General features: G+C 49.5%; 23 protein-coding genes. 17 read left to right on the top strand and 6 right to left on the bottom strand.

The window, feature by feature from the left end:
- The first annotated feature begins 39 nt into the window (after positions 1–39).
- Positions 40–2,202, top strand: a complete 2,163-nt coding sequence (locus POF51_RS30855; RefSeq protein ID WP_069852130.1) for a Tex family protein — start codon at positions 40–42, stop codon at positions 2,200–2,202.
- A 67-nt stretch (positions 2,203–2,269) separates the two neighbouring features.
- On the opposite strand, the gene cmpA is transcribed toward POF51_RS30855, so the two are convergent.
- Together cmpA and POF51_RS30845 are read right to left on the bottom strand one after the other, a co-directional pair.
- Positions 2,270–2,392, bottom strand: coding sequence for a cortex morphogenetic protein CmpA (cmpA, locus tag POF51_RS30850; RefSeq protein WP_012684250.1), 123 nt, complete (start codon positions 2,390–2,392; stop codon positions 2,270–2,272).
- 76 nt (positions 2,393–2,468) lie between these two features.
- Positions 2,469–2,807, bottom strand: coding sequence for a hypothetical protein (locus tag POF51_RS30845; protein ID WP_017246608.1), 339 nt, complete (start codon positions 2,805–2,807; stop codon positions 2,469–2,471).
- A gap of 207 nt (positions 2,808–3,014) precedes the next feature.
- On the opposite strand from POF51_RS30845, the gene POF51_RS30840 reads away from it, so the two are divergent.
- The 6 genes from POF51_RS30840 (at position 3,015) to tsaD (ending at position 7,312) form a co-directional block, all read left to right on the top strand.
- Entirely contained in the window at positions 3,015–3,476 is a 462-nt protein-coding gene (locus POF51_RS30840; RefSeq protein WP_017246607.1) for a SprT family protein, read from the top strand.
- Between the two features lie 98 nt (positions 3,477–3,574).
- Positions 3,575–4,591: a thiamine-phosphate kinase gene (gene thiL / locus POF51_RS30835; protein WP_069852132.1), complete on the top strand. Its 1,017-nt coding sequence runs from the start codon at positions 3,575–3,577 to the stop codon at positions 4,589–4,591.
- A gap of 5 nt (positions 4,592–4,596) precedes the next feature.
- Positions 4,597–5,067 (top strand): tRNA (adenosine(37)-N6)-threonylcarbamoyltransferase complex ATPase subunit type 1 TsaE, encoded by a 471-nt coding sequence (tsaE, locus tag POF51_RS30830; RefSeq protein WP_026042899.1) that lies wholly within the window; start codon positions 4,597–4,599, stop codon positions 5,065–5,067.
- Positions 5,048–5,770: a tRNA (adenosine(37)-N6)-threonylcarbamoyltransferase complex dimerization subunit type 1 TsaB gene (gene tsaB / locus POF51_RS30825; protein WP_017246604.1), complete on the top strand. Its 723-nt coding sequence runs from the start codon at positions 5,048–5,050 to the stop codon at positions 5,768–5,770. Before tsaE ends, tsaB begins: the two co-directional genes overlap by 20 nt.
- Positions 5,771–5,774: 4 nt before the next feature.
- Positions 5,775–6,230, top strand: coding sequence for a ribosomal protein S18-alanine N-acetyltransferase (gene rimI / locus POF51_RS30820; protein WP_017246603.1), 456 nt, complete (start codon positions 5,775–5,777; stop codon positions 6,228–6,230).
- Complete coding sequence (tsaD, locus tag POF51_RS30815) at positions 6,230–7,312, top strand: tRNA (adenosine(37)-N6)-threonylcarbamoyltransferase complex transferase subunit TsaD (protein ID WP_069852134.1); 1,083 nt, start codon at positions 6,230–6,232, stop codon at positions 7,310–7,312. Before rimI ends, tsaD begins: the two co-directional genes overlap by 1 nt.
- Positions 7,313–7,654: 342 nt before the next feature.
- Here the strand turns inward: tsaD and POF51_RS30810 are convergent, their stop codons facing one another.
- Positions 7,655–8,155 (bottom strand): DUF3600 domain-containing protein, encoded by a 501-nt coding sequence (locus POF51_RS30810; protein ID WP_069852136.1) that lies wholly within the window; start codon positions 8,153–8,155, stop codon positions 7,655–7,657.
- Positions 8,127–8,708 carry a sigma-70 family RNA polymerase sigma factor gene (locus tag POF51_RS30805; protein ID WP_069852138.1) on the bottom strand — a complete coding sequence of 194 codons (582 nt, stop codon included), beginning with the start codon at positions 8,706–8,708 and terminating at the stop codon, positions 8,127–8,129. The genes POF51_RS30810 and POF51_RS30805 overlap by 29 nt, the downstream gene beginning before the upstream one ends.
- Before the next feature lie 245 nt (positions 8,709–8,953).
- On the opposite strand from POF51_RS30805, the gene POF51_RS30800 reads away from it, so the two are divergent.
- Positions 8,954–11,191: a hypothetical protein gene (locus POF51_RS30800; protein WP_069852140.1), complete on the top strand. Its 2,238-nt coding sequence runs from the start codon at positions 8,954–8,956 to the stop codon at positions 11,189–11,191.
- 8 nt (positions 11,192–11,199) lie between these two features.
- Here POF51_RS30800 and POF51_RS30795 read toward each other — a convergent pair whose 3' ends face one another.
- Positions 11,200–13,134: an ABC-F family ATP-binding cassette domain-containing protein gene (locus tag POF51_RS30795; protein WP_069852142.1), complete on the bottom strand. Its 1,935-nt coding sequence runs from the start codon at positions 13,132–13,134 to the stop codon at positions 11,200–11,202.
- A gap of 106 nt (positions 13,135–13,240) precedes the next feature.
- Between POF51_RS30795 and POF51_RS30790 the strand changes: the two genes are divergently transcribed.
- The 6 genes from POF51_RS30790 (at position 13,241) to POF51_RS30765 (ending at position 17,209) form a co-directional block, all read left to right on the top strand.
- A complete protein-coding gene (locus POF51_RS30790; protein WP_069852144.1) occupies positions 13,241–13,819 on the top strand; it encodes a 5-formyltetrahydrofolate cyclo-ligase in 579 nt (192 codons plus the stop codon).
- Positions 13,820–13,950: 131 nt separating this feature from the next.
- Positions 13,951–14,466, top strand: a complete 516-nt coding sequence (locus POF51_RS30785; protein WP_012684262.1) for a MogA/MoaB family molybdenum cofactor biosynthesis protein — start codon at positions 13,951–13,953, stop codon at positions 14,464–14,466.
- Complete coding sequence (locus POF51_RS30780) at positions 14,460–15,461, top strand: molybdopterin-binding protein (RefSeq protein WP_069852146.1); 1,002 nt, start codon at positions 14,460–14,462, stop codon at positions 15,459–15,461. The genes POF51_RS30785 and POF51_RS30780 overlap by 7 nt, the downstream gene beginning before the upstream one ends.
- Positions 15,462–15,522: 61 nt before the next feature.
- Complete coding sequence (gene tatA / locus POF51_RS30775) at positions 15,523–15,888, top strand: twin-arginine translocase TatA/TatE family subunit (RefSeq protein WP_069852148.1); 366 nt, start codon at positions 15,523–15,525, stop codon at positions 15,886–15,888.
- Between the two features lie 21 nt (positions 15,889–15,909).
- Complete coding sequence (gene tatC / locus POF51_RS30770) at positions 15,910–16,686, top strand: twin-arginine translocase subunit TatC (protein WP_069852150.1); 777 nt, start codon at positions 15,910–15,912, stop codon at positions 16,684–16,686.
- A 103-nt stretch (positions 16,687–16,789) separates the two neighbouring features.
- Positions 16,790–17,209: a hypothetical protein gene (locus POF51_RS30765; protein WP_069852152.1), complete on the top strand. Its 420-nt coding sequence runs from the start codon at positions 16,790–16,792 to the stop codon at positions 17,207–17,209.
- 67 nt (positions 17,210–17,276) lie between these two features.
- Here POF51_RS30765 and POF51_RS30760 read toward each other — a convergent pair whose 3' ends face one another.
- On the bottom strand, positions 17,277–18,596 hold the full coding sequence (locus POF51_RS30760; RefSeq protein WP_069852154.1) for a CAP-associated domain-containing protein: 1,320 nt from the start codon (positions 18,594–18,596) through the stop codon (positions 17,277–17,279).
- A gap of 265 nt (positions 18,597–18,861) precedes the next feature.
- On the opposite strand from POF51_RS30760, the gene groES reads away from it, so the two are divergent.
- The 3 genes from groES (at position 18,862) to POF51_RS30745 (ending at position 21,824) form a co-directional block, all read left to right on the top strand.
- Positions 18,862–19,146, top strand: a complete 285-nt coding sequence (gene groES, locus POF51_RS30755) for a co-chaperone GroES (RefSeq protein ID WP_007721023.1) — start codon at positions 18,862–18,864, stop codon at positions 19,144–19,146.
- A 55-nt stretch (positions 19,147–19,201) separates the two neighbouring features.
- Positions 19,202–20,833 (top strand): chaperonin GroEL, encoded by a 1,632-nt coding sequence (groL, locus tag POF51_RS30750; protein WP_017246591.1) that lies wholly within the window; start codon positions 19,202–19,204, stop codon positions 20,831–20,833.
- A 208-nt stretch (positions 20,834–21,041) separates the two neighbouring features.
- The gene (locus POF51_RS30745) at positions 21,042–21,824 is read left to right on the top strand and encodes an HAD family hydrolase (protein WP_069852156.1); all 783 of its coding nucleotides are present in this window, start codon (positions 21,042–21,044) and stop codon (positions 21,822–21,824) included.
- Positions 21,825–22,019 lie beyond the last annotated feature (195 nt).

Raw genomic sequence — 22,019 nt, 5'->3', positions numbered from 1 at the left:
ATACAATAAACGACGAAGAATGAGCGCAGGAGGACAGGTATGGAGCTTACGTTGATGATCCAGACAATCGCCCAAGATACGGGTGTCAAACCTCACCAGGTGGAGCGCACAGTTGCTCTTCTGGATGAAGGAAACACGGTTCCTTTTATTGCCCGCTACCGCAAAGAAATGACGGGGCAGCTAGATGAAACGCAAATTCGAGCGATTGAGGAACGCGTTCGCTATTTACGCAACCTGTCAGTGCGGAAGGAAGAAGTCGTTCGGCTCATCGATGAGCAAGGCAAGCTGACGGACGAGCTGCGCGCAGCTATTGAGCGTGCGACAAAGCTGCAAGAGGTAGAAGACCTGTACCGCCCTTACCGCCAAAAACGCCGCACACGTGCAACCATGGCCAAGGAGAAGGGACTAGAGCCACTTGCCAACTACCTCATGAGTTTACCGAAAACTGGGAATCCGGAAGAAGAAGCAAAACCATATATCAACCCGGAAAAAGGCGTAGAGACGACTGAGCAAGCTCTGCAAGGAGCAATGGACATCGTGGCGGAACTTCTGTCTGATCACCCAGAAATTCGCCAGTGGGTTCGTCAACGCTCGGTGCAAAAAGGATTGCTTTTGACTGAGCAGAAAGCCGAAGAAGCAGACGAGAAAAATGTATACCAAATGTATTACGCATATAGTGAGCCTCTGAAAAAGGTCGTTCCACATCGGGTGTTGGCCATCAATCGGGGAGAAAACGAAGGCATTTTGAAGGTTTCCATTGAAGCGCCTGTCGCAGAGATTTTGGCTTGGATGCAAAAACGCACCCTTCCTCGTGATACAGTTGCCCGCGATCTGCTGACATTGACAGTCGAGGACGCGTATAAACGTCTGATTGCTCCTTCTATTGAACGAGAGGTGCGCGCGGAGCTGACTGAGGCAGCCGAGGAACGTGCTATTCACATCTTTGCAGAAAACCTGCGCAATTTGCTGCTTCAACCGCCTGTAAAAGGCAAAGTCGTACTGGGGGTCGATCCGGCGTTTCGGACAGGCTGTAAGCTCGCTGTTGTAGACGAAACTGGCAAACTGCTGGAGGTTGCCGTCGTTTATCCGACCCCTCCGGCGAATAAAGTGGCAGAAGCTACAGTGAAAGTGAAACAGTTGATCGAAACCTATGGGGTTACGGTTGTGGCGATTGGGAACGGTACTGCTTCGCGCGAGACAGAACAGTTCATTGCCACGCTGCTGAAAGAGCTGAAGCGAGAGGTAATGTACATCATCGTGAACGAGGCAGGTGCATCCGTGTATTCTGCTTCCCCCCTGGCCAAGGAAGAATTCCCGGACTTGGATGTAGCAGAGCGAAGTGCGGCTTCGATCGCGCGTCGTTTGCAGGACCCGCTTGCTGAGTTGGTCAAAATCGATCCGAAGTCCGTCGGGGTTGGTCAGTACCAGCACGATGTTTCCCAATCGCGGCTGGCAGACAGCCTACAGTTTGTGGTTGAGTCTGCGGTAAACCATGTCGGAGTAGATGTGAATACCGCTTCTCCTTCTCTATTGCAGTATGTATCAGGGATCAGCCGTCAAGTAGCGGGGAATATCGTGAAAAAACGGGACGAGATCGGGAAGTTCACGGAGCGCTCCCAGCTGAAGGCTGTTCCGCGCTTGGGTGCTAAAACGTACGAGCAGTGCATCGGGTTTCTCCGTGTGATGGAGGGAGCGAATCCGCTGGACAAAACACCGATCCACCCGGAATCGTACGATGCGACCCACCAGCTATTGTCGATGCTGGGCATTAGCGCTCAAGAGATCGGCAGTGAGAACTGCAAGGAACGCGTACAGTCTTTGGATGTAAAAGAGACCGCTGCGAAGCTTGGGATTGGCGAGCCAACGCTGCAAGACATTGTGGACAGCCTCTTGCGTCCTGGTCGCGACCCGCGTGACGAGCTGCCAAAACCACTCTTGCGAAGTGATGTTCTCCAGCTGTCTGATCTAAGTGTGGGCATGAAGCTGCAAGGTACTGTGCGCAACGTGGTCGACTTCGGAGCGTTTGTGGATATCGGTCTGAAAAACGACGGACTCGTGCACATTTCCCGTTTGAAGAAGGGCTTTGTGAAACATCCGCTTGAAGTGGTGACGGTTGGCGATATCGTAGATGTATGGGTAGTAGAAATTGACGAGAAACGTCAGCGTGTAGGGATGACCATGATCGCACCAACGGAAGGATAAAGTTCTCGCCACTTTCTCGGTGCTGAAAAGACGACTTTTTGAACATGAACTAAAAGGCGGCCTCCTGTCAGTCAGGGCGGCCGCCATTTTTTTCTAAATATAAGAACCAGCAACTGTTGAGCACACGAATTTGGCGAACGTCCTTCCCATTAAAGGCACGTTGCAACTGCCTGCGCATCCATTGTGGCATGAAAGTACCCCCTGGAGATATTCGTCTATAGGCAATGTATGCGCCGAGACGAGCAGGAGGTGCCTAGAATTTTCATTTACTCTTCTTCTTCGTGCAAATACTCCAATTGGGCTTGCAGGGCACGGATCTCTGTCAATAAAGAGATGAGTGGATACTCGGTCTCTTGTAGGGCAGCAAAGCGGCGCTCCAGACCACTGACGTACTCCAAACCATCCACGATCGAAAGCCCGCTCTCTAACCGTTCCACATCCGCACAGTCTGCCAGAACAGTAGGCAATTCCGGGCGCTCTGTGATCGTCAATTTGTCAATTTCCTTGTAAAGTCGTTTCAATAGAGCGATTAATTGGTACATATGCGATTCGGGCAACGAGACAAACTGTAGTCCGTCACTGGACTGCAACAACAAATAGCGCATGAGCTCCTCCACCATTCTGTCTACCGTTTTAGATATGACCGTTTATTTGTGAAAAACGTTTAGACGTTTTTCATTAAACAGGATATGACCGCATGCGGTCAGCAAATCAACGGTCACAACCGTTTATTTGCACTCAGTGTAGCCTATCTGTCTGGCACTTTTCAACTGGAACTGCTATGGTGAAAGGAAGGGAGCGGAGGAGATGAGATGACCGATTCGGAACTGCAAATGCTGGTAGAGCAGATATCCAGCGAATTTTTTGCCAAGCCCTTTCGCCATCAGGCCCGCTTTAACAGCAGATTGCGCACGACTGGCGGAAGGTACTTGCTGCGCTCGCATGATATTGAACTGAATCCGAAGCATTTGCAGGAGCATGGTGTGGAGGAATTGATTGCGATCATCAAGCATGAACTTTGCCATTATCATTTGCACATAGAAAAGCGCGGGTATCGTCACGTTGATCGGGATTTTCAACTGCTTCTGCGTCAAGTGGGGGGAAGCCGATACTGCCAACAGGTAGGAAACGGTCGGACGACCCTGCCTTATCGCTACGAGCTGGTTTGCAAGGCATGTGGCATGAGCTACAAACGCAAACGAAAGATGAACCCAAGCCGCTATCGTTGCGGACGCTGCAAAGGAAAGCTGCTGTTGCGCGAGCTTGTGACGTAAAGAGTCAGAGGGGTTGGGCTTTCTTGCGCGTCTTTTGACAGCAGGGGTATAATGAACAGACGAAAAATGTTTTCCGCGAAGGAAAAGGAGCGTTTGAAGTGGCACACGACGAATTTTCCCTGATCCGGCAATGGACGAGTCGTTCTGCGGGGCAGGAAGGGAACGGTTTGACCGTCGGGATAGGGGATGATGCCGCTGTTTTCTCCCCAGCGCCAGAAACGGAAGTCGTGGCTTGTTGCGATGCGATGGTGGAGACGGTTCATTTTTTGAAGAAAACGATGAATCCTAGTGATATCGGATATAAGGCTGTTATCAGCAATGTGAGCGATGTTGCAGCGATGGGCGGGGTTGCCCGGTATGCGCTTGTCAGTATCGCGGTAAGTCCGCAATGGACGCCCGACGAATGCCAGCAAATCTATGAAGGTATTTACGAGGCTTGTCAGGCATATGGAGTTCGTGTCATTGGTGGCGATACCGTTTCTGCACCTGATGCCCTACACCTGAGTGTCACCGTACTGGGAGAGGTAGAAAAAGGGCGTGCCATTCGTCGTTCACAGGCAAAGCCTGGGCAGCTTGTTTTTGTTACAGGGCATGTCGGAACCTCTGCAGCAGGACTACATCTTCTCCTGCAAGGCGAGACTGCTGAAAGAGGCGTCTCTTTACCTTGGGAGACATTAATGGATGCCCATCAGCGTCCCGTTGCCCAAATAAAGGCGGGCAGACTGCTCCTGGAATCAGGGGCATGCAGTGCGCTGAATGATGTCAGTGATGGACTTGCATCAGAGCTGTGGGAGATTGCCGAGGCGAGCGGCGTATCGATTTTGGTCGATGCTGCAACAGTACCGATCCATGACGAAGTTCGGGAGTATGCACAGCACGTAGAAAAAGATCCGCTGGAATGGGCTTTTTATGGCGGTGAAGATTATCAATTGGTCGGAACGCTTGCGAAAAGTCACTACGAAGCCGTAAGCAAGCAATTTGCCGCTAGTGGTGTCCCGTTTACTGTCATCGGTGAGGTGGTAGGAAAAACGCATGAGCCAGAATTGATGCTTCGGCGCGATGATCAACAGCTCCCGTTACCCAAAGCGGGATTCAACCATTTTAGGAGTGGATGAAAGAGATGAGCTATACATGGAGGCTCACGGGAGCGCAGGAGACGCAGCGCTTTGCCGAGCAACTGGCAGGTCTGCTTGAACCAGGCGACTTCCTCGCGATGGAGGGAGATCTGGGGGCGGGCAAGACAACTTTTACCCAGGGGTTGGCTAAAGGACTAGGAGTCCGACAAGTAGTGAACAGTCCGACCTTTACTATCATAAAAGAATATCAGGGGCGCTTGCCGCTTTATCATATGGATGTCTACCGGGTAGGCGATGATCCAGACTCTCTTGGTCTGGACGATTACTTTTTTGGAGAAGGTGTCTGTGTCGTAGAGTGGGCGTCTTTGATCGAGGATGTCCTGCCGACAGATCGGATGACCGTCTTCCTGCGTAGAGATGGGGAGGAACAGCGGATGATCGAGCTGGTTCCTCAAGGGAATCGTTATGTGAAATTGTGTGAGGAGTTTGATTTTGATGCGCGTACTAGCGATTGATACATCGAATCTGGTGCTAAGTGTAGCTGTGGTAGAGGAAGAGCGGGTCTTGGCAGAAATGACGACGAACCAGCAAAAAAATCATTCCGTGCGTCTGATGGACTGCGTCAGTGAACTGCTCGATGCAACAGGAACAGCACCAGAGGAACTCAGCGGCTTCGGGGTGGCAAACGGACCGGGCTCCTACACGGGCGTGAGAATCGGCGTTGCCTCTGCGAAAAGCATGGCTTGGTCACTGAATGTGCCAGTCATCGGTGTATCCAGTCTGGAGGTAATCGCCATGAATGCCACAGGCTTCTCTGGATTGATTGTGCCGCTGTTCGATGCGCGTAGAGGTCAAGTGTATACCGGCTGTTATCGTTCCCATGGCATGGAGGCGGTGCGAGCGCAGTCCACAGAACAAATCATCCTGTTGCGAGAATGGCTGCCACTGTTGCGAGACTTGGCGCAAGGAGAACCGATCTTGTTCTTGGGTGAAGATGTAAGGCTGCATCGGGAGACGATTGTGCAAGAGCTCGGGAATCAGGCGCAATTTGCTTCCCCAGCGTTCAATCATCCGCGGGCTGCCCATATCGGCTATGTGGCACTGCGCAAGCTTCAAGACGGCGGTAATGCGCATGAACTGGTTCCAGAGTATTTGCAACTGGCAGAAGCAGAAGCGAAGTGGCTTGCCCAAAAGCAGGCGGGGGCCGTAAAGGAGTAAAAGCATGAGTCAACCAATCGATTTGGAATATCGTTATATGACGATGCAGGACGTTGGGGCTGTAGCAGAGCTGGAGCGCTTGGCTTTTACAACTCCATGGCCGCATGATGCATTTGTTAACGAGCTGACGAGAAATCCAAATGCACGCTATGTAGTCGTCGCTCACCAAAACAGGGTTATCGCTTACTGCGGCATGTGGATCGTGATCGATGAGGCACATATTACAAATATCGCCGTCCATCCACTGTATCGTGGAAAGAAGGTTGGATTGGCGCTGATGATCAAAATGATGGGTGTTGCCAAGATGCAGGGTGCCCATAGCATGACGCTGGAAGTTCGACCTTCGAACACAGTCGCGCGGAACATGTATATCAAGCTCGGCTTTAAAGAGCATGGGCGGCGCAAGGGATATTATTCGGATAACAATGAGGACGCAATCATTATGTGGGTGACATTGTAATGAACAAGACGTATACGTCGCGCTACGAGAAGCGCATACAGCAAAAATACGAAGCACATAGGGAATCAGGTGCTCCTACTTATATTTTAGGAATTGAAACAAGCTGCGACGAGACATCGGCTGCTGTCATCCGTGATGGCCGAGAGGTGCTGTCGAACGTCATTGCTTCCCAAGCTGATATCCATAAAAGGTTTGGCGGAGTCGTGCCAGAGGTGGCTTCTCGTAGACATGTAGAGAATATTACGCTTACCATCGAAGAGGCACTGACTGAGGCTGGGAAAACGTTGGATGACATCCAGGCAATTGCGGTGACGTACGGGCCTGGGCTTGTCGGAGCCCTGTTAGTTGGCGTGGCAGCAGCAAAAGCTATTTCCATGGCCAGAGGCATCCCGCTGATTGGCGTGCATCATATCGCGGGTCATATTTACGCGAATCGTCTGGTGCAAGAAATGGAGTTTCCGCTGATCGCACTCGTCGTATCGGGCGGACATACAGAGCTTGTCTGGATGAAGGCGCACGGTCAGTTCGAGATTTTAGGGGAAACGCGAGATGACGCTGCAGGGGAAGCGTATGACAAGGTAGCACGAGCACTGAATATGCCGTATCCAGGAGGACCTCATATTGATCGCCTCGCACATGAAGGGGAGGCAAATGTACCGCTCCCTCGTTCATGGCTGGAGCCAGACTCCTACGATTTCAGCTTCAGTGGCTTGAAGTCAGCTGTGCTCAATACCTTGCACAATGCAGCTCAGCGAGGAGAGACGATCGAACCGGCGAATCTGGCTGCGAGCTTCCAAGATTCTGTAACAGAAGTGCTCGTAGAAAAGACGATTCGGGCAGCTCGTTCTCATGGAGCGAAGCAGGTATTGCTGGCGGGCGGCGTTGCGGCGAATCGCGGATTACGTGAGCGATTGCAAGCAAGGTGTGAGGCAGATGGAATTCCGTTGGTGATTCCACCGTTCACGCTATGCACGGATAACGCGGCGATGATTGCGGCGGCAGGCTTTATCAAGTATGAAAAAGGACAGTTTGAGGGGCTTGATTTGAACGGGGTCCCAAGCTTGTCGCTTTCTGAACAATAGAGTGAATGGATGAAAAGCATCTCTGAAGTTGAATCAGAGATGCTTTTTTGTTTGATGAGTAACTGCAGTGGGAGGAAGAAGCGCATTTCCAGTTTACGCTTCGGCCTACGCCCCGCAAGAGGTTAGACTGTTCGCTCCAGATTGAATGTCGGGAGCGCTTCAAACGTAGAAGTTTCGATGGAGTCGTTCATAAGTGAAGCTGAAATTCCCCGACATTCAATCCTACGCTGGGGCGGGCTCCAGAGGCGCTTGGACTGGAAATGCGCTTCTTCCTACGCGGCTTTTTTCAACATATCAAAACAAGAAAAAGAGGGATCACCCAAGACGGATAGTCCCTCTTTTTTATTTGCCACCACGTATCTTTTCGAAATAGGGTGCGGCTTTTTGGGGGAGTATCTCTTCAAACTGCTTCCGTTCCTTAGCAGTCAATTGATCTTCATGCATAACCCCGTTCTGATCCGTAATCTTTATTTTTAAATCCATGAGTTGTTTCATAACCGCCGAAAACTCCGCGTACTCTTCTTCCGTCAGCTTGCTTTTCGCTTCCTGAAACAATTTCTCGATTTCCTGATAATCCTCCTGTGTGCCACCACGCTCGATGATAGTTTGCGATGACCCGAAGATTTGATCAGCCAAATAAGGTGTAGCTAAGGCTGCCGTTGGAATTAGGATAGCCACAGCTATGATTCCACTTACCAAACGTTTTTTCATCGATAATCTCCCTTTCTTTTGCAAGAAGTCATTTTGATAGGAGAGGTACACACGACTCTCGATCTCGGGTGGGGTTTTCAACGATTTAGCATGTTGAAGAAGCTCATCGCGTAGTTGTTTGTCTATGGACATAAGAGTCTCCTCCCGTTAATTCGCAATGCTTGCGTAGTGCCTTCAGTGCCAGATGATGCCTGGATTTCACGGTACCCAGCGGGATTTGCAGCAACTCGGCGATTTCATCCAGCGCATAATCGTGAAAATAGCGCAGAATGACCACTACGCGTAACTTGTACGAAAGTATACGAACCACTCCGAGCAATTCGAGCTGTGTCTCTGATTTGATTACTTCGGAATCTGTCCAATCAAATTGCTCATCGTGCATGAGGCGGTTTCGTTCAAAGAGCCGTATTCTTCGCCAAGCCTTCCTTTTCCAGTCCTGCACCTGACGAACAGTGATCCCGTGAAGCCAAAATCGAAACGGCCGATTCTGGTCATAGGTGTGAAAAGAACGCCACATACGAATATAGGTCTCGTTCGCAATGTCTTCGATGTCTTGCTTATTGTAGACAAGAAAAGCGATCGTACGATGAACATCGGTGTGCGTGGCTTGATAAACGACGCGAAAAGCTGCTTCGTCTCCCGTCAGCATCTTTTCAAGCCAAGGGAGTAACTCTTTATCATTCATGGGGGGCCCTCCAGAACGTATTACACCCCTATATTCGCTAACAGAGGCAAAAAGGTTCAGTTGTTTTTCGTCCATCTGTATATGATTTATCCACATCATAGGATAACTTTCTGGATTGTTCACATATACTCCTGTGAATACTGGTGATAACACGAGAAAATGACCGGGAAAACCGCATGTACTCTGTGGATTGTTCTGTGGAAAATGTGGATAAAAAAGTCGAGTTATCAACAGGAGGGAGACTCGTGAGAAAGAAACTCGCGCTGATTTGCTTGTCATTCCTGATATTGTTTCTAGCTACAAATATAGGAAAACCATTGATAGCAAAGGAAAAACAACAGGTCATCTTGCTGTTTGTGGAGGGGATGTCGTTTCATGATCTGGAGCAGCTCAAAAAGTTATCTACTGTGGATAAATGGTTGGGTGATGCAGGAGCTGGGGCTCTGTCCATAAGAACATCCGGATCGCGCACAGCCGCAAACGGCTACCTGCTCATGGGGAGCGGCGGTCAAGCGCTTTACTCTGAAAAGAGCGGGACAGGCTATCATCCGTATGAATCGCTCTCTACCAGGGAAACAGCCGGTGAACGGGCGCAAGAGCTGGGCAGTGATCAGGCGCAGGAGGTGGCGCGCTCTTCGATTATTTTTCCGGGTATTTTCCGGCTCTTGGCAGATAATCGGGAGAAACCGTATTCTGCGCAAATCGGGCTCCTTGGGACCGTGCTTGCTGCAAACAACATTCAGGTCGCTTTATATGGAAACGGTGACTATGAGGATGCCCGACAGAGACATGCCGTTTTGTTTGCGATGGATCAGCAAGGAAGGGTTCCGACAGGGGACATTTCTACAAAAAGCATGGAGCTCCTTCGTGGCTATCCGTACGGGATTAAGACAAACTACACTTACCTGCTTGAGAAAATCCACAGCGAGCGTCAAGCGGGCTTGATCATTACTCAACTCTCAGATTTATCCCGGTTATACCAGTTGAGTGCGGATATGGACCCAGGTCAGTTTACCCGGCAGTATCAGCGCGTTTTGCGCGACTTGTCCCTTTTCCTTGACCAGCTCCTTGTGGAACGTAAACCACACCAACGCATTGTATTGGCATCACCAGCTGTCAATCATTTGGCGACAAAAGAAAAGGCTCTCTTAACTCCAGTGTTCATTTGGGGAGAGAAAGCGAGTGGAGTTTTGACATCAGCTACCACGAGGCAGTCGGGATTGGTCAGTGGACTCGATATGGTACCAACCATACTGTCTTGGCTGGACGTACCCGTACCAAAAGGGTTGGCTGGTCATGTCATACGTATCGAAAAAGGGAATGGTCTCACTGCCTTTCAGAATCAGGTAGGTGAGATTCATCATACGTATGCGACAAGGTCAGCAGTGCTCTATACCTACGTCATGCTGCAGATTGTCATTGTTGGGTGTGCGGTCGTTCTTTGGTGGTTTGGGAGGGAGAGAGAAGGGGCAGGACTTTTGCGACTTCGTAGAGGAATACGTCTGGCGCTGCTGGCTTTATTATGGTTTCCCGCAATGCTTTTGGCAGAGAGCCTACTCGACTGGCAGGTTTCTGGCGCGGTTGTCTTGGGGGGGCTCATCATGACTGCCCTGATTGCGGCCTTTTGGCAGGAAGCCCATGCTCTCCCGCGAATCGTGATGACGGTTAGCGGAGTGACGACAGCCATTCTGCTCGTGGACGGATGGACTGGCGCTCATTTGATGCGGCAATCGTACCTCGGGTATGATCCAGTAATCGGAGCGAGATTTTACGGGCTAGGAAATGAATACGAAGGGGTCCTGATCGGCAGCACGATCATGCTTGTGGCTTCGCTGTACGAGAGAATTCGTGGGGGACAAAAGGAGCTAAGTCGGGAAAATAAATGGTTGCCTGCTGTTTCCACAGCCATATACAGTGTCGTGCTTTATTACATGGTGGCACCGAACCTGGGAACAGACGCAGGCGGTTTTCTTGCTGGGCTGATCGGATTTACCGTGGCATTGTCACGTCTTGAGGGCTGGCGAATCGGCAAAAAAGGCCTCCTGCTGTTGGCAGGCGGCCTGGTTATGGGTGTATGCAGTTTGATGGCGATCAGTCTCATGTCAGATCAGCCCTTGACCCATGTTGGACGGCTTTCTCAGCAGATTGTACATGGTGAATGGTCCGAGGTAGGGCAGATGATTGAACGCAAGCTGGCGATGAATCTCCGTTTGATTCGCGTTTCCATTTGGAGCAAAGCATTTGTCGTCTCCCTGATTGCTCTAGGCGTTCTCACCTTGAAAAATGACCGCTTTTTGCATCATCTAGCGAAGGATACGCCTTACTTGGTCAAAGGCTTTGCTGGTGTCATTGTAGGTGCACTGGCTGGACTGATCCTCAATGACTCAGGCATCGTCACAGCAGCTACCTGTATTACCTTTCTGGTGGTTCCTGCTCTCTATGCCGCCTTGGAGGAGCCTGCACAGGAGCGCTGTTCCACGTGAAGAGGGGACTACTCTTCTGATAGCGCGCTCCACTCGTCATACAACTGCTCTAGTTCTTCTTTGGCGGCATGGATTTGATCGTTGCGTTCTTTTGCCTGCACATGATCGCTATAAATTTCCGGGAGACAGAGCTCTTCTTCCCATTTGAGAATGTCAGCCTCTCGTTTTTGGATCGTGACCTCAATCTCTTCCAAACGGCGCTGACGTTGACGTTCGCGACGTTTCGCTTCCTTATCTAGCTCATAAGAGGATTTCTCAGGCTGTGCCGCCATGGTACCGCCTTGTTTTTTTGCGGGCTGCGCTGCTTGTTCGGCTGCGAGCTCTTCCAGTTCCTGCTTTTTCTCCACGAAGTAATCATAGTTACCCAAATAGCTGGTCACGCCATCACCTGTCAGCTCTAGGACGCGGGTGGCAATCTTGTTTAAGAAGTAACGGTCATGGGAGACGAACAGGATCGTACCCGGATAATCGTAGAGGGCGTTCTCAAGCACTTCCTTGCTGAAAATATCCAAGTGGTTCGTCGGCTCGTCGAAGATCAGGAAGTTTGCTTGCTTCAGCATGAGCTTTGCCAGAGAGACGCGTGCACGCTCCCCTCCAGACAGGTCGCTGATCTTCTTTTGTACATCATCACCGCTAAACAAGAAGTTGCCGAGCAAGGTGCGGACGTCCTTTTCCAGCATGTTCGGGTACTCATCCCAAATTTCGCCGAGCACTGTATTCCGTTCGTTCAGGTTACGATGCTCCTGGTCGTAGTACCCGATTGTTACATTGCTTCCGAAATGAATATCGCCCCGCAGCTTAGGCAACTGTTCTACAATCGTTTTTAACAGTGTCGATTTTCCGATACCATTGGGACCGACCAAGGCCACACGTTCTTCACGCTCGATTTCAAACGTAAGGCCCTGAGAAAGGACAGCATCCGGATAGCCAATCGCGACATTGTTTGCTTTCATCACAATGGTGCCGCTCATTTTTGCCACATCAAAGGAGAAGTGGACGGATTTGTTGTTCATAATCGGCTTGTCCAAGCGGTCTATCTTTTCCAAGGTCTTGCGTCGGCTCTGCGCTCGTTTAGTTGTTGTAGCCCTTGCAATGTTTCGCGCGATGAAATCCTCTAGCTTGGCGATCTCTTCCTGCTGCTTTTCGAATCGCTTCAAATCCTGTTCGAGCCGAGCCGCCTTTTCATCGAGGAAGCGGCTGTAGTTACCGACATAGCGGGTAGCGCGTGTCCGTTCGATTTCATAGACAACGGTCACGAGCTTGTCCAGGAAGTAACGGTCATGGGAAACTACGAGAATGGCGCCCTGATAGTTTTGCAAATACGTCTCCAGCCAGGTCAGCGTCTCGATGTCCAGGTAGTTCGTCGGCTCATCGAGCAGGAGAATGGTGGGAGATTGGAGCAGCAGCTTGGCTAGTGCCAGACGAGTCTTTTGTCCGCCGCTCAATGTGCGGATCGGAGTCGTGTAATCGAAGTCCGCAAAGCGCAGGCCGTGCAAAACCCCACGAATCGCACCTTCGTAGCTGTAGCCGCCCTTTTCCTTAAAGGCTTCCGAGCGGTGAGAGTAATTTTCCAACAGTTGCTGGTAACGCTTCTCATCAGCGAGAATAGTCGGATCGCCCATTTTGGCCTCGAGCTCACGAAGCTCCAACTCTTCTTTTTGTAGATGGGAAAATACAGAGAGCAACTCATCCCAAATCGATCGTTCCGATTCAAGGCCACTGTTTTGTGCCAAATAGCCAAGTGTAACATCCTTTGGAATGCGGATAATTCCTTTGTCGTAGCTTAGCTCGCCGGCGAGGATCTTCATCAGAGTCGATTTTCCTGCACCGTTTACGCCAACCAGACCAACCCGTTCCCCGGTTTGAATTTGCAGGGAGATGTCTTGTAGAATGGTTTCGATACCATACGTTTTTTCTATATGTTCAGCTTGTAGCAAAATCATCGGATTCACCTCTTTATATACTAATGCCAGTGTAGCCTAGAGAGAGCGCATGGGACAAGCCTCGTGGGAATGTCCATGCACGTGACGAAAGAGGGAAGAGGTTGTCATGGACCAAAAAACGAATAAAAAACAGCTGCGAAGCCATATTTTGGAGAGACGCAAGTCCATGTCTGCAAAGGAACGGGAGCAGCTTTCCAGAGAAGTATGCGATCATTTGCTGTCTCATGAAAGGCTGGCTGATGCCAAAGCAATCATGGCTTTCCATCCTTTTGGCGATGAACCGGATATTTTGCCCTTTCTGTATGAGGCAAAAAAGCGGGGCCAAGACATATGGCTACCTCTCACAAACGTTGCCGAGAGACGTCTCATTCCCTATCGGTATACGGGACCGCACATGCTAAAGCAAGGAGTATACGGGATTTGGGAGCCAGACCCTGCTCTGGCAGAGGAAGCGGACGTATCACACTTGGATGCGATCATTGTTCCTGGTGTTGCTTTTGATAGCAAGGGCGGGCGAATGGGGTATGGCGGTGGTTATTATGACCGCTTTCTGGCAACGCTGAAAAAGCTCCCGTTCTTGGTTGGAGTCGGCTTCTCTATACAGGTTGTGGAGCATGTACCCCTAGAGTATCATGATGTTTTGCTAGATGCAGTTGTCACCGAAAAAGGTCTTCTGCATTTTTGAATGTTTTGTGTCGGTAGCTTTGTCATGCCTTCTACTGTAGCGAATGGTGCTATCCGCCAAGGAAAAACGACGAGACGTTTTTGACAGAAAAGTGTACAATACTATCGAATGAGAAACCGGAGGAATGTATCGTGAGCAAATGGAAGGTAGGCGTTATTTCTGCAAGTGATTCGATTGCCAGAGGAGATCGTGTGGACGATCGTATGCCAATCGTTCGTCATCTGACAAGGGAATGGCTTCAAGTAGATGTCGCTGTATACCGTGCCGTTAGTGATGATATGGAAGATTTGCAAGAACATATGATTGAGCTCGTAGACCGCGAAAAATGCGATCTGTTGATTGTTACGGGGGGCACAGGACTTAGCCCGCGTGACGTAACGCCAGAAGTGACTGCGTGGGTTATCGACAGACCAGTCCCAGGCTTGGCCGAAGAAATGCGCCGTGCTGGTTTGAAGCAATCCCGACGGGCGATGTTGACCCGTGCAGTTGCGGGAACCAGGGGTAATTCGTTGATTATCAACCTCCCTGGTAATCCGAAAGGCGTAGAAATCTGTTTCAATGCGATTGGCGATATGCTGTCCGACGCTTTGCACATTTTGCAAGGAACGGGAGAAGCAAACGAAGATTGGGGAGGATTGCATTGGTAGAAAAACCTCAGATGCGGGAAGTGCCAGTGCGTGAAGCGATCGGCATGATGCTTCCTCACGATATGACACAAATTTTACCTGGAGAATTCAAAGGACGCTTGTTCAAAAAAGGACATGTTGTCACCGAGGCGGATATTGAGCCGTTGTTGTCCATTGGCAAAGAGCATATTTACGTGCTGGAGATGCCAGAAGGCTACATCCATGAGGAAGAAGCGGGCATTCGTATTGCAAAGGCTGTTTCCGGACAAGGCTTGACCTTGACGCCTCCTTATGAGGGCAAGGTGTCGATGAAGGCCGCGAGAACAGGTTTAGCTAAAATCAATGAGGAAGCTGTCCATGCGTTGAACAAGCTCGAAGGAATTGCGTTCTCCACGATTTACGGCGATCAGGTCGTGCATCCGGGACATACATTGGCGGCTACGAGAATCATCCCGTTAATTATGGAAGAGTCTCGAATCATCGAGCTGGAGCAACTGGCCAAACAGTTTGACGAACCGATCGTACAAGTAAAAACGTTTCAGGATAAAAGAGTGGGACTTGTTACAACAGGGGGAGAAGTTTTCTCTGGCAGAATTGCAGACAAGTTCGGTCCTGTCATTCGAAACAAGGTAGAAGCTCTCGGCTCTACTCTAGTAGACCAGCGTTTTGCGCCAGATGACAAGGAAGCGATCGAACAGCAGATTCATTCGTTCCTCGATGAAGGGGTCGATCTGATCTTGGTCACGGGGGGCATGTCTGTCGATCCAGATGACCGCACGCCGGGAGCGATTGCAGGAGTAGGAGCGGAAGTAGTGCGCTACGGTACGCCGATGCTGCCGGGTTCCATGTTGATGGTTGCTTACAAAGGTGAAGTGCCGATTCTCGGATTGCCGGGAGCGGTCATGCATGAAACGTTTACTTCCTTTGATGTATTTTTGCCGCGTATTCTGGTTGGGGAGCGAATTGTGGCATCCGATATGACAAGACTCGGATATGGTGGTTTACGAAAGTGCTAGCTGGTTAGACTGGCAAATAACGAAAAGCAAACGACTTCACAAGAAAAAGGAGTGAACACGTATGAGCTCAATTGGGATTCCTGGATTAATCTTAATTTTAGTTTTAGCCTTGGTGCTTTTCGGTCCGAAAAAGCTTCCAGAATTGGGGCGTGCGGTAGGTCATACTTTGAAAGAATTCAAAAATGCTACGCGTAGTCTGACAAGCGACGATGAAGACGACGATGAGGAAAAAAAGCGCAAGGAGCTAGCCTCCAAAGAAGCGTCTGCCAAAACAACGCCTGTTGTCGCTGAGAAGGAAGCAGCGGAGCGGGAGCGAATTGAACGCGAAGTTCGTGAAAAAATGGAACGCGAGCGCTTGGAAAAAGAAATCCGCGAAAAGCTGGAGCTAGAGCGCCTGCAAATGGAAAAAGAGCAGAAGAACGCGTAACAGGTAAGGTTGGTGGTTACCATGAAGGATCAGGAAATGACAGTGGTAGAACACCTGACGGAACTGCGCAAGCGCATCATATGGGTGCTGGCCGTGTTTATTGTCGCATTGATCGTCGGTTTTTTCCTCGCCGGTCCACTCGTGGATTATTTAAAGCAAGAACCGATTGCGGATGGCGTGCCCATTGTCTCGTTGCATCCGTCAGACGCACTTCGTGTTTACATGCAGGTTGCCTTCATAGTGGGCGCTGTCATTACACTGCCTGTAGCACTTTATCACGTTTGGCGTTTTGTTTCGCCAGGGATGGAAGTACAGGAAAAGCGCGGGACGCTTTATTTCATCCCGGCGGCTTGTTTTCTGTTTATCGTTGGTATCCTGTTTGGCTACTACGTCGTTTTCCCGATGGTCATGCAGTTTATGACCAGTATTACAGCATCGATGGGTGCAGACCCGAACTACGGAATCGCGCAATACTTTGGCTTCATGTTTAATATGGTCATTCCGTTCGGGATACTGTTCCAGTTGCCGATTATCGTCATGTTCCTGACGAGACTGCGCATCCTCAATCCAATGAGGCTGGCAAAGGCACGACGCTACGCTTACTTTGCACTGGCTGTCGTTGGGATTACCTTGACGCCTCCTGAGATTGTCAGCGATATTCTTGTGATCATTCCTTTGCTGCTTTTGTACGAGCTGAGCATTTGGCTATCCCGTGTTGTTTATCGCAAGCAATTGAAAGAACAAGAAGCGTGGGAACAAGAATACGGCAGTCTGGAAACAAACGAACCCGTTCAATAACGAGCATGAAAAAAGTCTTCTGTCCCGAGTGGCAGAGGACTTTTTTGTATTTCAGCAGAAATTGGGAAATACTACGGACGTTATGATCCGGGAGGTGCTGAATATGTGGCTGATCGTATGCTTGGCGTTACTCTTTTCAGGGAGTACTGCTCATGCCGCCGGGCTGGGAGAGCCTATCGAACTGTTTGATACGGACAAGCAGCGTGTTGTGGCTAGCTTTGAAAATACAGCTGGATTTCAGGAGGAAGCCCAGCAGATTTTGCAGAGTGTGAGTGGGCGGGTCTTAGAGTTTAATCCATCGTTGAATTCTGCCATGATCGTGAAAATTCCGCTAGTCCCCCCAAAGTCGATGAAACTAAAATCCGCTAATCTCGATGCGATGATTGCAGATATGTTTGTCATCATGCCCAAAAAAGGGGAGCGTCGTCCGTGGCTGATTCTGCACACGAAAGAATATGAGACGGTCGTTGTGGAGTTTACCGAAAAAGTTGACCATCTGAGGGAGCAAGTGAAATTGCCGTAAAGTGGCGCTTCTTCTTGCAAAAAATAAGCCCGGTCGTCCATAAAAAGCGACGAACCGGGCTTTTCGATTATTTCGTGGGAGTGAGGAAGGTTTGAGTGAAGTAGTCTGTATATACGCCCACTCCTAACTGGGTAAAGCCTTTTTCGAGTACGTTTTTGCGATGGCCTGGACTGTTCATCCAGCCTTCATGGGCTTCGATGGCATCCGTGTAGCCTGCTGCAATATTCTCACCGGCCATGCTGTAAGCGAGAGAGGCACTTTTCATGCGGTCAAATGGATTACTCCCAGTAGTTGCAGAGATGTGATCGAAGAAATTGTTGCCCTCCATGTCCATGCTGTGTTTTCGTGCCACATCGGCAGCTTTTTCGTTCCATTGAAGGGGCGGGAGCTTGTATCGGTAGCGGGAGATATTGACCAGATCGAGGATTTGCCTCTCTGATGCAGCATTGACCTGTTCTCGTTCACCAACACGAAGCGGCGGGGGATCAAAATTGGGCGCCTGACCTTGATAGGACCATTTCGTTTCGTAAAAACTACCGCGCAATAGCATTTGCGTATCCATCATACGTACAGCGGTGACCTTGTTGCCATTCTGCTTGTCCAAGTAATAAATGTAGGGGGTACCGTCTTTCATGACGAGAGGGCGTTGCTGCTTTTGATTGGTAATTTGGATTTGTGCCCCCTGAAAAGAGAAAGAAACAATGTTTTGTACAGCCAACTGACGCTCGAGTGAGTGCTGGCTGGTGCCGACTCCGATGTTTCCGAGCTTTGCTGTCGGAGCGAGTGAGTACACATCGACGACTTTGTCATTTGCGATGCCGACTTGCATGTATCGGGCAGGCTCGCGATTGTACACCCACCATTGATAGCCGAGACTGCTTGGCTCTTTGCGGGCGGGCTCACCTAATCGCTTGTGTACTTCCTCAGAAGACATGCCGAGAGCTATGTCAAAAATCGTGTTAGGCTTCTCCACTCGAATGGGTGCTGCAGGTGGTTTGGTTGTTGCAGCCTTTTGGGGAAGCGGCAGAGAGGCAGGAACCGCATCGGGTGTAGTCTGTTTTTCAGGCTGTCCGATAGTGAATACAGGAGTATGACCGACCCAAGCAGTTTGGGAAGTTTCATCCCAACCGATAGGTTTATTCAAGTGGCGACTGATCATGGACAGAGGTACATATAATGTTCCTTCGTATTCGAAGGAAGCTGGTATTTCCTTGCCTTCCTCCGTGTAGTACCCGGGCTTTTCGCTTGCGACAATTTCACGGCCATCCCAATAGATGGAGGCGGGGTTAAGGTTGACCCGTATAAAGGAAGTAGTATCCGAAGTGAAGAGTCGGCTGATTCCCAAGACTCCCAGGGCAATTAAGCCAATCCAGAGCCATTTGTGCATGGAACAATTCCCTCCTTAGCGAGCTTGCCAGATTCTATGTCTCATTTATATGAGCGTGTCCGAATACTAGAACCTTTTTGCTAGAGAGTGCAATTTGATAGGAGGAAGAGTGGTCAAGCAGTTGCAGATGGAAAAAAGTGAGGGAAACTACTTGCAAAGTACATAGTGATTCATTATTATAGGAATTGGGTGTTAGCACTCATAACAGTCGAGTGCTAACAACAGAAATATTGTTTACCTACATTTTTTGAGGAGGGTGTTTTTAGTGCTTAAGCCATTGGGTGACCGTGTGGTAATCGAAGCTATCTCCAAAGACGAAACGACTGCAAGCGGTATCGTTTTGCCTGATTCTGCAAAGGAAAAACCGCAAGAAGGCCGCGTAATCGCAGTAGGTTCTGGCCGTGTTGCTGACAACGGCGAGCGCATCGCTTTGGAAGTAAAAGAAGGCGATAAAGTAATCTTCTCCAAATACGCTGGTACTGAAGTAAAGGTAGACAACAAGGAATACCTCGTGCTGCGCGAATCCGATATCCTCGCGATCATCGGTTAAGGCTCTTAACATAGGAAGTCGAACGAATAAACACATAACAGGAGGTTGAGTTTAGATGGCTAAACAAGTCAAATTCTCTGAAGACGCTCGCCGCTCCATGCTCCGCGGTGTTGAAACTTTGGCAAATGCGGTTAAAGTAACCCTCGGTCCAAAAGGCCGTAACGTGGTTCTTGAGAAAAAATTCGGTTCTCCGTTGATCACGAACGACGGTGTTACCATTGCGAAAGAAATCGAGCTGGAAGACGCTTACGAAAACATGGGTGCGCAACTGGTTAAAGAAGTTGCTACCAAAACCAACGACATCGCTGGTGACGGTACAACAACTGCAACTGTACTTGCTGCAGCTATGATCCGTGAAGGTCTGAAAAACGTAACTGCTGGCGCTAACCCAATGGTTATCCGTCGTGGTATGGAAAAAGCAGTTCGTGCAGCTGTAGAAGAAATCAAATCCATCGCGAAGCCGGTTGAGAACAAATCCTCTATCGCGCAAGTAGCTGCTATTTCCGCTGATGATCCTGAAGTAGGAAACCTGATCGCTGAAGCAATGGAAAAAGTGGGCAAAGATGGCGTAATCACTGTTGAAGAATCCAAAGGATTCGTAACAGAACTGGAAGTAGTAGAAGGTATGCAATTTGACCGTGGCTACGCTTCCCCTTACATGATCACTGACACTGACAAGATGGAAGCGGTTCTGAACAACCCTTACATCCTGATCACTGACAAAAAAATCTCCAACATCCAGGAAGTTCTGCCTGTACTCGAGCAAGTAGTACAAAGCGGCAAACCTCTCTTGATCATCGCTGAAGATGTTGAAGGCGAAGCGCTCGCTACTCTCGTAGTGAACAAACTGCGTGGTACCTTCACAGCTGTAGCGGTTAAAGCTCCTGGCTTCGGCGACCGCCGCAAAGCTATGCTGCAAGACATCGCTGCTCTCACTGGCGGCGAAGTGATCACGGAAGAGCTGGGTCTGGATCTGAAATCCACTAAGCTGGAGCAATTGGGTCGCGCTGGTAAAATCGTGGTTACAAAAGAAAACACAACTGTTGTTGAAGGTGCTGGCGACAAGGCTTCCATCGAGGGACGCGTAACCCAAATCCGTCAACAAATCGAAGATACGACTTCCGATTTCGATCGTGAAAAACTGCAAGAGCGTCTGGCTAAATTGGCTGGCGGCGTAGCAGTAATCAAAGTCGGTGCAGCTACTGAAACCGAACTGAAAGAGAAAAAACTCCGCATCGAGGACGCTCTGAACTCTACTCGCGCAGCAGTAGAAGAAGGTATCGTACCTGGTGGTGGTACTACTTTGATCAACGCAATCAAAGCGGTTGAAGCGATCAATGTAGGTGGCGAAGAGGCTGTAGGTGTACAAATCGTACTCCGTTCCCTGGAAGAGCCAGTTCGTCAAATCGCTGCGAACGCAGGACTCGAAGGTTCTGTAATCGTAGAGCGTCTGAAAAAAGAAGCAGTGGGCATTGGTTTCAACGCAGCTACTGAAGAGTATGTAAACATGCTCGAAGCTGGTATCGTTGACGCGGCGAAAGTTACTCGCTCCGCACTGTCCAACGCTGCATCTGTAGCGGCTATGTTCCTGACTACAGAAGCAGTAATTGCTGACAAACCAGAAGAAAACAAAGCTCCTATGGGCATGCCAGATATGGGTGGCATGGGCGGTATGGGCATGATGTAAGAAAGCGGCGCGCCGTTTTCTTCAAAGAGAGGCAGACAAATCGTCTGTCTCTTTTTTATGTGAAACTGGCGATCGTGAGGATAGTTCATCTGATCGGAGTGTGGGATGACTTCTTTTAGCACCATTCCGTTAAGTGTGCTTACACTATTCATTGCCGATGATTTGCTTCCAAGCAATTTATCGAAGGACTTACGTCGGGGGCGATAAAATGAGCAAACGCTGGATTAGCTTTGATCTGGATGGAACCTTGATGCAAAACCCGTTTGGCGCGTGGGTATTTCCGGAGATTGCGCGTGTAATCTCCGGTCAATTGGGGAGAGAGCACGACATTGTTTCAGAAATGGTAACAGAGCATGAGCGGCGTATGTCCCAAGAACGCTACGTAGAAGCGTATGATTGGGATGATATCCTTGTTAGTAGATGTGATGCATTGAGTATAGAAAAAAAGATTGATATTGAATCGCTGGTTCGGAAACACTCTGTAATGCCCAAGGTTAATTTGCTCGAGGGTGGGATTCTCCAGATGCTCGAGGAGACAAAGAAGCGGGGCTTTTCGCTGGCAGTGGTCACAAATGGATTCCACAAGTTTCAGGCACCAGTAATGGAGGCATTAGGCTTGCTGGAGTACTTTGATGAGATCATTACGCCAGAACGAGCTGGTACTGGCAAGCCAGACCCAGTTATTTTGCAAAAACTGCAGGGAAAAGTACTTGCTCATGTAGGAGATCGTTTGGATCATGACATTCAACTTGCTAACCGCAGTCATGTGACCTCTATATTAATAGAGCGAAAATTGCCAGAGGAATTGTTGATGTTCCAACCGCAGATGCGTGCAAATGATCACAGAATGCGTTTGTTCTGTTTGGAGAAGTGGAGGAGGGAGTGCAAGAATCCATTATTGTCAGAGCTTCCGGAGCTTTTCATGCCGCGAATTGTGATTGGTTCTATGGGAGAATTGCTGTCTGTTCTGGATGAACAGGGGGTGGGATAAAATTCTAGGTAATAATGCTTGCGTTTTTGCTTCCGGCTTGGTATGATAACTCTTGTCGCTTTTGAAGGGAATTTTAGAGAGAATGAAAAAAACTTCGAACTTCTAAAAATAACTCTTGATTTTCAAAAGAAGACCTGATATAGTTTAAAAGGTCGGCGCCACAAGCGCTAACGACGAAAGAAAAGAACGATATGC

It is taken from the genome of Brevibacillus sp. AG, from assembly GCF_028369215.1.
Classification (GTDB): domain Bacteria; phylum Bacillota; class Bacilli; order Brevibacillales; family Brevibacillaceae; genus Brevibacillus; species Brevibacillus porteri.
The sequence above is the reverse complement of the archived record's forward strand: the minus strand, read 5'-3'. Positions and strand labels throughout refer to the sequence as shown.

Coding starts and splice junctions, on each gene's coding strand:
- POF51_RS30855 (WP_069852130.1), top strand. CDS start 40: ATGGAGCTTACGTTGATGATCCAGACAATCGCCCAAGATACGGGTGTC.
- cmpA (WP_012684250.1), bottom strand. CDS start 2,392: ATGCCACAATGGATGCGCAGGCAGTTGCAACGTGCCTTTAATGGGAAG.
- POF51_RS30845 (WP_017246608.1), bottom strand. CDS start 2,807: ATGCGCTATTTGTTGTTGCAGTCCAGTGACGGACTACAGTTTGTCTCG.
- POF51_RS30840 (WP_017246607.1), top strand. CDS start 3,015: ATGACCGATTCGGAACTGCAAATGCTGGTAGAGCAGATATCCAGCGAA.
- tsaE (WP_026042899.1), top strand. CDS start 4,597: ATGAGCTATACATGGAGGCTCACGGGAGCGCAGGAGACGCAGCGCTTT.
- tsaB (WP_017246604.1), top strand. CDS start 5,048: ATGCGCGTACTAGCGATTGATACATCGAATCTGGTGCTAAGTGTAGCT.
- rimI (WP_017246603.1), top strand. CDS start 5,775: ATGAGTCAACCAATCGATTTGGAATATCGTTATATGACGATGCAGGAC.
- tsaD (WP_069852134.1), top strand. CDS start 6,230: ATGAACAAGACGTATACGTCGCGCTACGAGAAGCGCATACAGCAAAAA.
- POF51_RS30810 (WP_069852136.1), bottom strand. CDS start 8,155: ATGTCCATAGACAAACAACTACGCGATGAGCTTCTTCAACATGCTAAA.
- POF51_RS30805 (WP_069852138.1), bottom strand. CDS start 8,708: ATGAATGATAAAGAGTTACTCCCTTGGCTTGAAAAGATGCTGACGGGA.
- POF51_RS30795 (WP_069852142.1), bottom strand. CDS start 13,134: ATGATTTTGCTACAAGCTGAACATATAGAAAAAACGTATGGTATCGAA.
- POF51_RS30790 (WP_069852144.1), top strand. CDS start 13,241: ATGGACCAAAAAACGAATAAAAAACAGCTGCGAAGCCATATTTTGGAG.
- tatA (WP_069852148.1), top strand. CDS start 15,523: ATGAGCTCAATTGGGATTCCTGGATTAATCTTAATTTTAGTTTTAGCC.
- tatC (WP_069852150.1), top strand. CDS start 15,910: ATGAAGGATCAGGAAATGACAGTGGTAGAACACCTGACGGAACTGCGC.
- POF51_RS30765 (WP_069852152.1), top strand. CDS start 16,790: ATGTGGCTGATCGTATGCTTGGCGTTACTCTTTTCAGGGAGTACTGCT.
- POF51_RS30760 (WP_069852154.1), bottom strand. CDS start 18,596: ATGCACAAATGGCTCTGGATTGGCTTAATTGCCCTGGGAGTCTTGGGA.
- groL (WP_017246591.1), top strand. CDS start 19,202: ATGGCTAAACAAGTCAAATTCTCTGAAGACGCTCGCCGCTCCATGCTC.
- POF51_RS30745 (WP_069852156.1), top strand. CDS start 21,042: ATGAGCAAACGCTGGATTAGCTTTGATCTGGATGGAACCTTGATGCAA.